This window comes from Arthrobacter sp. Y3223164, assembly GCF_059091005.1.
Map to the genome: position 1 here is coordinate 1 of NZ_JBNHGF010000082.1, position 9,442 is coordinate 9,442.

At 66.4% G+C, this 9,442-nt stretch carries 12 protein-coding genes; 6 read left to right on the forward strand and 6 right to left on the reverse strand.

All coding sequences use genetic code 11. From position 1 onward, the window contains the following. Both AC5RUJ_RS06535 and AC5RUJ_RS06540 read right to left on the reverse strand, forming a co-directional pair. Positions 1–712, reverse strand: a 712-nt coding sequence (locus AC5RUJ_RS06535; protein ID WP_494155691.1) for a hydroxymethylpyrimidine/phosphomethylpyrimidine kinase, incomplete at its 3' end; no start/stop codon positions are given. A gap of 122 nt (positions 713–834) precedes the next feature. Next, the gene (locus AC5RUJ_RS06540; RefSeq protein WP_494002229.1) at positions 835–1,287 is read right to left on the reverse strand and encodes a hypothetical protein; all 453 of its coding nucleotides are present in this window, start codon (positions 1,285–1,287) and stop codon (positions 835–837) included. A gap of 199 nt (positions 1,288–1,486) precedes the next feature. Here AC5RUJ_RS06540 and AC5RUJ_RS06545 point away from each other — a divergent pair, with 199 nt between their 5' ends. Then, positions 1,487–2,194: a queuosine precursor transporter gene (locus AC5RUJ_RS06545; RefSeq protein WP_494002230.1), complete on the forward strand. Its 708-nt coding sequence runs from the start codon at positions 1,487–1,489 to the stop codon at positions 2,192–2,194. On the opposite strand, the gene AC5RUJ_RS06550 is transcribed toward AC5RUJ_RS06545, so the two are convergent. Then, positions 2,161–2,397 (reverse strand): hypothetical protein, encoded by a 237-nt coding sequence (locus tag AC5RUJ_RS06550; RefSeq protein WP_494002231.1) that lies wholly within the window; start codon positions 2,395–2,397, stop codon positions 2,161–2,163. The genes AC5RUJ_RS06545 and AC5RUJ_RS06550 overlap by 34 nt on opposite strands. A 321-nt stretch (positions 2,398–2,718) precedes the next feature. On the opposite strand from AC5RUJ_RS06550, the gene AC5RUJ_RS06555 reads away from it, so the two are divergent. From AC5RUJ_RS06555 to AC5RUJ_RS06565, 3 genes are all read left to right on the forward strand, one after another. After that, complete coding sequence (locus AC5RUJ_RS06555; RefSeq protein WP_494002232.1) at positions 2,719–3,432, forward strand: TetR/AcrR family transcriptional regulator; 714 nt, start codon at positions 2,719–2,721, stop codon at positions 3,430–3,432. 233 nt (positions 3,433–3,665) lie between these two features. After that, positions 3,666–4,097: a GNAT family N-acetyltransferase gene (locus tag AC5RUJ_RS06560; RefSeq protein WP_494002233.1), complete on the forward strand. Its 432-nt coding sequence runs from the start codon at positions 3,666–3,668 to the stop codon at positions 4,095–4,097. Continuing rightward, positions 4,094–4,411 (forward strand): hypothetical protein, encoded by a 318-nt coding sequence (locus AC5RUJ_RS06565; RefSeq protein WP_494002234.1) that lies wholly within the window; start codon positions 4,094–4,096, stop codon positions 4,409–4,411. The genes AC5RUJ_RS06560 and AC5RUJ_RS06565 overlap by 4 nt, the downstream gene beginning before the upstream one ends. A 127-nt stretch (positions 4,412–4,538) precedes the next feature. On the opposite strand, the gene tgt is transcribed toward AC5RUJ_RS06565, so the two are convergent. After that, the gene (tgt, locus tag AC5RUJ_RS06570; protein WP_494128592.1) at positions 4,539–5,843 is read right to left on the reverse strand and encodes a tRNA guanosine(34) transglycosylase Tgt; all 1,305 of its coding nucleotides are present in this window, start codon (positions 5,841–5,843) and stop codon (positions 4,539–4,541) included. Positions 5,844–5,928: 85 nt separating this feature from the next. Here tgt and AC5RUJ_RS06575 point away from each other — a divergent pair, with 85 nt between their 5' ends. Next, positions 5,929–6,987, forward strand: coding sequence for an FUSC family protein (locus AC5RUJ_RS06575; protein WP_494128591.1), 1,059 nt, complete (start codon positions 5,929–5,931; stop codon positions 6,985–6,987). A gap of 42 nt (positions 6,988–7,029) precedes the next feature. On the opposite strand, the gene AC5RUJ_RS06580 is transcribed toward AC5RUJ_RS06575, so the two are convergent. Together AC5RUJ_RS06580 and AC5RUJ_RS06585 are read right to left on the reverse strand one after the other, a co-directional pair. Continuing rightward, positions 7,030–7,806: an SRPBCC family protein gene (locus tag AC5RUJ_RS06580; protein ID WP_494128590.1), complete on the reverse strand. Its 777-nt coding sequence runs from the start codon at positions 7,804–7,806 to the stop codon at positions 7,030–7,032. 55 nt (positions 7,807–7,861) lie between these two features. Continuing rightward, positions 7,862–8,770, reverse strand: a complete 909-nt coding sequence (locus AC5RUJ_RS06585) for a DUF6707 family protein (protein WP_494128589.1) — start codon at positions 8,768–8,770, stop codon at positions 7,862–7,864. 359 nt (positions 8,771–9,129) lie between these two features. Here AC5RUJ_RS06585 and AC5RUJ_RS06590 point away from each other — a divergent pair, with 359 nt between their 5' ends. After that, a complete protein-coding gene (locus AC5RUJ_RS06590; protein ID WP_494002239.1) occupies positions 9,130–9,381 on the forward strand; it encodes a hypothetical protein in 252 nt (83 codons plus the stop codon). Positions 9,382–9,442 lie beyond the last annotated feature (61 nt).

The following is a 9,442-nucleotide window of genomic DNA, read 5'->3' on the forward strand; positions in this document are numbered from 1 at the left end:
CCTTGGCCAGTTCGGCGGTCACCGCGGCGGCCAGCGAGCAGCCGGCACCGGAGACGGCCACTTCGCCGACCTTCGGCGCGGAGAGCACTTCGAGGGTTTCGCCGTCGTAAAAGACGTCCACCGCGTCCGGGCCGGCCAGGCGCACGCCGCCCTTGGCCAGCACCGCGGCGCCGGAGGCCTCATGGATGATCTTGGCGGCCCGTTTCAGGTCCTCGACGTCGTTGATCGTGATCCCGGAGAGGGATTCGGCCTCGAAGTGGTTCGGGGTGACGAAGGTGGCCAGCGGCAACACCTGGGCCTTGAGCGCCTGGTCCGTGTCCAGCGCGTGACCGGGTTCCTGCCCCTTGCAGATCAGTACCGGGTCCAGCACGATGTTGTCCCATTCCTGGTTCTGCAGCGCCGCCGCGACCGTGTCGATGGTCGCGGGCGAGCCCAGCATGCCCAGCTTGACCGTCTTCAGCGAACCTTCATAGCAGGTTTGGATCGCCTCCAGCTGATCCGCGATGACGCCCGCGTCCACCGGGACGAAGCGGTGGTTCCAGTTGTCCTGGGGATTGAAGGACACGATGCAGGTCAGGGCGGTGATGCCGTAGGTGCCCAAAGCCTGGAAGGTCTTCAGGTCGGCCTGGGCTCCCGCGCCACCGGTGGCTTCGGAGCCGGCGATGGTCAGCGTGATGGCGGGCCGGTTGGTTTCGGTGATGGAAACAGACATGCGGCTATTTTCCACTGACACACCCTCAGCCTCCTAATGACGACGACGGCAGTGCCCCCACCGCCGGCGAGTGTGCGGTGGCCATCAGCTGAGCCGGCTGCCGCCCTCAAGCGCACGTCGGCTCAGCGGATGTCCACCATCCGCCATACGCTGAACCGGCCGATTGCCGCGGCCAGCCCGATCAGCGCTGCCAGTTCCAGCGTGCCGAGCGGGTCGCCGCTGGAGAGCGAAACCAGGATCAGGAACGAAGCAGCCGTCATGACCGCGAAGAACGCGAGCACGTGCAGCCATTGGTTAGCCACCGGCCGGAGCAACATGCCCAGCACGAAGGCGATGGGTGCGCCGATGACCAGCCCGATGCCGCCGGCGTACAACCCGACGACCAGCGCCAGGAGCGCGGCCGACGCGAATTGGTGCCAGCTAAGCGGGCCGCCGGCCAGGGTGAGCAGCAGGGCGCCCAGCGCGAATACGGAGACGGCCACGAGGAATCCGACCACGAAGGCCCCGAACCCGAACGTCACCCGGTGGCGCGGGTTGTCGTCCTCGAAGTCGTCGGGTTCGGGCTCCTCACTCATACAGCCAGAATAGGACGGCGGCGCCGTGAAGCAGTCGGGCATCGCAGGTGCCGGAGCGCGCAGCCCCGCGCGCATGGGAGAATGGTAGGCGGTCCGGGTGGCAGACGGACCCCTAGTGCTAATACAGCGGACGTTTCTTCAGGTCACCGTGAGGTGCGAAACGTTGCGCGAACCACTACTACGAGGGTGAACACCACTGATGACTGAACTGAAATCCCGCACGCCTGCCCGCTTTGCCTCGATCGGCAGCCCCTACTTCGGCGTCATGCTTGCCGTAATGGCGGTGGTCCTGATCCTGTCCAACATCGGCGCCTCCAAGGGCGTGGCCCTGGGCCCGATCATCACCGACGGCGGATTTTTCCTGTTCCCGCTGGCGTACATTCTGGGCGACGTGATCAGCGAGGTCTACGGCTTCAAGGTGGCGCGGAAAGCCATCCTCACCACCTTCGCGCTGTCGGTCTTCGCCTCGCTGTGCTACTGGGTGATCATCGCGCTGCCGGGCTTTGACGACGAGTTCGGGCAGATGAAACAAGAGGCACTTGAGGGTGCGCTCGGCCCGGTGCCTCTGATCGTGCTGGCCAGCCTCCTGGGCTTCCTCGTGGGGCAGACGCTGAATTCCTGGGTGCTGGTGCGCATGAAGGAGCGCTGGGGCGAACGCCGGTTGTGGGCGCGACTGATGGGTTCGACAGGTGTGGGCGAGTTCGCGGACACGCTCATTTTCTGTTCCATCGCGGCCTCGGTGATCGGCATCGGCGATGTCCCCACGTTCATTAACTACGTGGTCGTCGGCTTCGTCTACAAGACCGCGGTGGAATTCCTCTTCGTTCCTGTCACGACCGCCGTCATCGGGCGGGTGAAGAAGCGCGAACCGTCCTACAGCGCGGCGCCTTCTTCGTCCGCCGGCTGATCCTCGGCGGCGAGCGCCGGGACGCGTTCACTGAGCTCCGTCGGCGACAGGTTCGCTGCCCCGCTGATCTCCTCCGGGGCGGCCCCGGCCTTGAGCGCTTCGTCAATTGCAGAGTCCAGGATCGTCTCCGCCTGGTCCATTTCGCCCTGCAGCGTTTCTACAGCCGCGGAGGCGGTCCAGACCTGCTTCAAGTGCTCATCCATTGCTCTACTTCCTATCTCGCCGAGGGATGAATCCCGCCCGAAGGGCATGTCGGCATCGGTGGTGCGGAGTCCGGGGCCCGGAAGCCCCAGCTTACAATGTAAGCCCTGGGGAAATCGAGCCCCGCCGCCGATTTTGTGGCGTCTTCTGCCCAAAACTTTTCATACTTTCGCCAACGGCGGCAAAACCGCGGGTTACCGCGGAAAATCACGTACTTTTGGTACCGGATTAACCGGCTGCCGAGGGGGCTCCGGCCGACGGGCGGGAGGACAGGGCGAAGCCCGGCGCGTAGGCTGGGGCGCGAATGCAGGAGGGAGCGGTCAATGGTCGAACCCGAAACATCTTCGGCGGCTGATGCGGCCCACGGCGGCCACGACAGGCAGCGCCTCGATCGACAGCGGATCCTGGAGGCTGGGGCAGCCTTCATCGAACAGCACGGGGTCCGTCAATTGAGCATGCGGCGCCTCGGGGCGGAGTTGGATGTTGAGGCCATGTCGCTCTATCGCTACGTGCCGTCGCGGGAGCATCTGCTCGATGGCATCGTGGAGATAGTGGTAGATGAGCTGTACAGCGACCCGGAAGTGTATGTGGAACCCCGCCACGGGTGGCAGGACTACCTGCTGCGGTTGGCTCATGGGCTGCGGCGGCTTGCCGTTAAGCATCCGGAGGTTTTCCCGCTGATTGCCACACGCCCCACTGAGGCTCCCTGGGTACAGCCGCCCTTGCGCAGCCTGAAGTGGGTGGAGTCGTTTCTCAAGGCCATGACCGGCGCGGGTTTCAGCAACGAACAGGCCGTGGAGGCCTACCGGGCCTTCAGCAGTTTCCTTATCGGCCACTTGCTACTGGAGGTGGCTGCGCTCGGTGCCGATATAGGGCCGGTCGAGGAGGGCACGCCACCGCCGCCCGGCCAAACTGACCTGACCGACTATCCGCTGCTGCAGAAACTGCAGGGCCTGCTGTCCCAGGACCGCGCCAAGCAGGAATTCGAGGCCTCGCTGGACTGGCTGCTCGAGCGCCTGGACAGCCAGCTTTCCTGATCGCGGATACGATCCACGCCGTGCCGCGGCGGCGCTTCCGCCGTCGTACGTTATTGCGTCCGTAGTAAGGGAATTTAGCTGCGCCGTTTTGCAGATTGATAATAAGCATGCTTTGCTTACATCGTAAGCATGATTACCGTTTGGTCCGGCACCGCCGGACCGAGGTTCCCAGCCAGGGGTCCGGTCGGGTCACGCCCGCGCCCTCCGGTTGGAGACGCTAAGTGAGGAGAGGCATGCAGGTCATACGCAACAACTACGACGCATCACGCTTCGACGCCTATGTAGACGGAGAAGTAGCGGCGTCGCTGCAGTACAAGATCCAAGACGGTGAGATGTGGCTCCTCCAGATTGACGAAGACCGTTTGCACCGCGGGCTTGGCCTGGCCGACGAATTGGTGCGCCGGGCATTGGTTGAAGCCCACCGCCGCCGCCTGCGCGTATTGCCGTTCTGCCAGGAAGCCCGGCAGCAGGTCTTTAACCATCCTGTGTTCCTCCGGCTGGTACCGCAGGAACAGCGCAGCCGCTTCCATAAGTCGTGGGCCTTGGAGAGCAAGGCCGGGGCGGGTCGTCGCCGGCGCCGGGTGTCCTCCGGTGTGGCCCGGAATTCCACCGCGCCGAAGGCAACGGCCCGAAGTTCCGCTGCGCCGAAGGCAGCGGCCCGATGAGTGGCAAACTCAAGGTCACGGTCCGGGTCGACCTGGAGTGCTCGGCCGCGCACATCGAGGTACGCGGGCGCGTCGACGAGCGGAACGTTTTGGCCGTCTACTCTCTGGCCAGGCGGGCAAACTCGCTGGCGTCAGGACTTCAGATAACCATTGACCTGCAGAATGCCTCCGTGGACGGGGCAGTCCTGGCAGACCTGCAAGGATGTGCGGAGGCCGGAGCGCTGCCCGCACATGCCGACCCCGGGCAGTCCGACTGTTGGCTGAGCATTCTGGCTCCGGCCACCGAGCTCTCCGACGTGGCGCTGGCCGCCTGATACCCGGCCCGCACCAAGACACGGAAGGCCGCCGTCGTTCTCACGGAAACGACGGCGGCCTTCCGCCTGCCCGGACCTTGACCCGCCTCCGGCCTGCCGAAACCCTGTTCCGGGCCGCGCCGGTAGATCAGGCGTAGTAGCGGCCGAGCACCTCGGCCTTGAAGTCAAAGAAGGAACCGTCGTCGATGGCCAGCCGCGCGTCGTCGACCAGTTTTACGGTGAAGCGCTCATTGTGGATGGAGATCAGCGTGTGGCTGACCATCTCGTTTGCCTTGTACAGGTGGTGGATATAGGCGCGCGTGTAGTTTGCGCAGGTGTAGCAGTCGCAGCCGTCCACCAAGGGGGCGAAGTCCATTTTGAACCGGCGGTTGGACAGGTTCTTGCGGCCGTCAGGCGTGTAGAACGCGGAGTTGCGCGCCACCCGGGTGGGGGAGACACAGTCGAAGGTGTCGGCGCCGTTCTCGATCGCCGTGAAGATGTCGTCGGGTTCCGAAATGCCCAGCAGGTGGCGGGGCTTGTCCTCGGGCAGCTCCTCGGTGCACCAGCGCACGATGGTGCCCAGGTTCTCCTTCTCCAGCGCGCCGCCGATGCCGAAGCCGTCGAAGTTCATCGCTCCGAGGTCGCGGCAGGCCTTGCGGCGCAGGTCTTCGTACTGGGCGCCCTGAATAACGCCGAAGAGTGCCTGATACGGCCGGTGGGAGCGCTCCTCGGTGAGCCGCTCGTGCTCGGTCACGCACCGCTCGGCCCACCGCCGCGTCCGTTCCAGCGACTCCTCCTGGTAGCCGCGCGAGTTCATCAGCGTGGTCAGTTCGTCGAAGGCGAACATGATGTCCGCCCCGAGCTGGTGCTGCACCTGCATGGAGATCTCCGGCGTGAAGCGGTGCCTGTCGCCGTTGAGATGGGACTTGAACCAGACGCCGTCGTCGTCCACATGGGCCAGGCGTTCCTTGCCGGGTGCCACCCGGTCGTCGGAGCCGCTGCCGGCCGCGGCCGCGTCCATGCTGATGACCTTCTTAAAGCCGGAGCCCAAACTCATCACCTGGAAGCCGCCGGAATCGGTGAAGGTGGGCCCGTCCCAATTCATGAACCTGCCCAGCCCGCCGGCCGCATCGAGCACCGCCGCCCCGGGCTGCAGGTACAGGTGGTACGCGTTGGCCAGCAGGGCCTGCGCGCCGAGCTCCTTCATCGACTCGGGGAGGACGGCCTTGACCGTGGCCTTGGTGCCGACGGCGATGAAGGCGGGGGTCTGTATCTCTCCGTGCGGCGTGGTGATGGTTCCGGTCCGGCCCTGGAACGCGCCCCCGTTGTCTTCTACCTGGGCGGGGGCGGGGCTGGCGGTGTCGGACAGGCGGCTGCCGACGCGAAAGGAAAAATCAGACTGGGGCACCCCACCATTTTGCCTTACCGGGGCGGCGGCCGGACTCCGGGGCACTGGGTGCGTGGGCGGTGCGTGCGTGGCTGCGCCCAATGAAAGACGGGAGCAAGGTAGCTACAGTAGGCAACCGAAGGGCGGCAAAATGCTGAAGCAGCACGTGCGCGAGTTCTTCCGGGTTGGTCCGGCGCGCCAAGACCATATTGTTGCCACGCGTTGCGGTCTCAGCGTGGGCCTGCCCTTGCTTGCCCTGCTGGCGTTTGGCCGGTTTGACCTGATGGTATTCGCCGCCTTCGGCGCCTTCACGGGGATCTACGGCCGCGGCGAAGCACACGGCTCCAGGCTGCGGCACCAAGGCTGGTTTGGCGTCCTGATCCTGATGGTCATGTTCCTTGGCGCGCTCACTGCCCAGTCCGACGCCGGACCCTGGGGGATCGTGTTCGGCACCACCGTGGTAGCCGGGTCGTGCTCCCTGGCAGTCAACTACCTCCGGTTGCGGCCGGCCGGGGTCATCTTCTTCACCTTCGGTTATGCCGCCATCGGCTCGATTCCGCCGGCGGCGCCGTTGTGGCAGGCGATGCTGACCGGACTGGTGAGCGTGGTGCTGGCCATGCTGATCGGGATCAGCAGCCGGTTGGTGCCGTCCTGGCGGACGTCCATGGCCGCGCCGCCGAAACAGGAACTGACCGCTGCACACTGGCGGGAATTCGCGGTGGAGGCCGGCGCGAATGCCGTCGCGGCGCTCGCGGCCGGGACGCTCGCCACCATGGTGGGTCTGGGGCACAACTACTGGGCGATGGTGGCCGCGGTGGCCCCGATCGCCGGTCCCAGCCTGGTCCAGCGGGTGAACAAGGGCGTGCACCGCATCCTGGGCACCTTTGCGGGCGTGGCGGTGGCCGGGGTGCTGCTGGCCCCGCACCCGGCGCCGTGGGTGCTGGTGCTGATGGTGGTGGCGCTGCAGTTCGCGGCCGAGATGTTCGTGCTGCGCCACTATGCCCTCGCGCTGATCTTCATCACGCCGCTGGCCCTGATCATGACCGAGCTCGCTGCCCCCACGGATCCTCAGGAGCTGATGGTGGACCGGGCTTTGCAGACCGCTATCGGTGCGCTGGTAGGGCTCAGCCTGGTGTACCTGATGCACCAGCGCACCGTGCGCATGAAGAACCGGCGGCGCTTCCAACGCAAGCACCGCGGCGAGGGATGAGCGGGGTTCGCCCGCCGGCCGTCCGGCGGGGTGCGGTGTGGTCTATTCGGCGACCGGCCCCGCGGTGCTGCCGAGCACCAGCGGGTCGGCTTCGGGCAGCGCGCTGCTGCGCCAGCCGTCCCAGGCTTTCCGGATTTCGGCGAGCCGGCGGGCACCGAGGCCGTAACAGCTGATCAGCACCTGGCAGCCGCCCTCCGGCCGGCCCTCCGGATGCGGCGGCGTCGTCGCAACAATCAGGAGGCCGCCGCCATGGTCGGCATATGAATCCACCGTCAGCCCGAGCTGGCGCTCCGACCGGAACCACACCTTGCCGGAGAGAGCCTCACCGGTGGACAGCGTGGCGGAGTACGGCTCGTCAGGCTCCGGCAGGTTGTCGAGTCCCAGGCTGGCGAGCAGCCCGCCGTGCGGCAGCGAGTCCGCGCCGAGGTACGTGGTCTGGCGTGGGTCGTTGGGATGCCGCTCCAGGGCGAACCGCAGCTGCTGCAGGAAGGTCAGCCAGCCTTCGGTGACGTCCTCCCACCATTCGTCGGACTTCTCGCCGGACTCCAGGCCGCGCTCAAGGCTCAGTTGGACGCCGTCGCCCACCGGCTTCAGGATAAAGGCATCGCCGTCGCTCAGCGTGAGTTGTTTGTGGTCTTCGGATTCGGTGGCACCGGTGAAGTAGATCTCGCGGATCTCCTCGTCCAGGCCCTTCATGTCCCAGCCGTGCCACTGTGCAATCGACCTGGGCTCGCGCAGCATGACCCAGACTTGGCGGGCGTCCGCATTAATGTGGACGCTCAGGGGACCGGTCGCCGGTGCAACGCCGCTATCCGTCATGCGGCCGACTCTACCCGCGGGGCCGCAGGGGTGGCCAGAGTCGGGCGGAACGGGCCTAGGAGTTCCGCTGCTGGGCGTCCAGTGCGCGGATCGCCACCAGCTCGTTGCTGATCCGGCGGTCCAACTCGACCGGCTCCAGGGCCTCCGATCCGCCGTGCGTGCGCAGGTACAACAATGAGCTCAAGCGCAGTTCGCGCCACTCACGCTCCACGTCGCGGTCGGCGGCGGCCATGGCGCGGTGGATTTCCTTGTCGTAGAGGTTCGGCTCGTTCAGCTGGCGCTGGCGGACCTCCGCGTTGACCTTCGCGCGGAACGGGTCCTCGTCGGCGTCGTCGGGGGTGCGCAGCGCCTCGGCCAGCCTCCGGGCTTCCTGCTGGTCCTCCTCGTCGCCGGACTCGCGCAGCATGTAGGCGGCCATGGCCATCGCCGACTGAATCCATTTCCACCGGCCGAAGTTCCCGTCGAACGGCTGGTCGATGATCAGCCGGCAGACCGTGAGTGCGCGTTCGCGATCGTCCAGCTCCACGAACAGGATATGGGCCAGGTCCCGCACGTCCTGCAGGTGGCTGCCGGCCTTGGTGTTGAGGCCCCGGCTCAGGCGTGCGGCCAGCCGCTGCACCCGGGCATTGCGTGCGTGTGCCCGCGCCACCTCGACCACCACCGCCTCGGGAGTGCCTTCCTCAGCCGGGATCAGTTCCAGTTCAGCCAGCGCCAGCGCGCCGGGCAGCGGCGCGGGCCGGCGGGAGGAAGCCACGCGGATGCGCGAGCCATGGGCAATGCGCACCTTGCTGCCGTCTTCCAGCGTGGCCACCACCAGCGCCGGCGTGCCGAAATCGTCGGGTATAACGGCGGTGCTTGCCACCGGCGCCGAGTGCTCGCCGGAGCGGGTCAGGAACCGGGCGCCGGCGGCTACGGCCTCGGCCTTGACATGGTGGATGTATGTCTCGGCCTGCTGTTCCGTCATGGGTAAATCCTTAGTCACGCTCGCGATCGTCTGAACAGTATATGAATTCGTTATCTTTTCCGGGGGAGGTGCGGCCCGGTGTCCGGCCCGCCGTCTTGATGAAACGATGGATTGTGAGCGGCCTCTCGCGCTGTCCAAATCCTGGGAATAGGGACGGTGCGCCCGGGCGTTGATCTCGGCACCGGAGACCGCGGGCCCAAAAAATCGGTGTCCGGCTCGGGATCGAGGACCAAAGATGACCGCGATCGCCGATAGCGTCAAGACATCGAAGTTCCCGCCGGAACCGTACCTCGTCGGTTGTTCCGACGAAGCACCTCACGCACAGCAGCCCTACATCCTTGTGAAAGCTGAATCCAGCCATGAGCATCATTCTTGCCCCGGAGGCCCGCCTTGGCGAAGCGCCGACACACGCCCCCGTGTACCCCGAGCAGTTCCGTAGCAGGAGCCGTTTGACCGTGCTGCTGCATGCCGCCGGCGCGGCCCTGACGGATCTGGCCAACCGCCGCAGCCAGCGGCCGGTCCAGCTGAAGCGGCTGAGCTACCAGGACCAGCACCGGGAGGAGTCCCGGGACCTCGCCGCCCAGATGTACGTCTGGATGCTGCCGAAGTAGCCGGGCGGTCAAGCCGCCGGCACTCGGCGGGAGGCCTGCGCCGGCACTCGGCCGCGGTCAG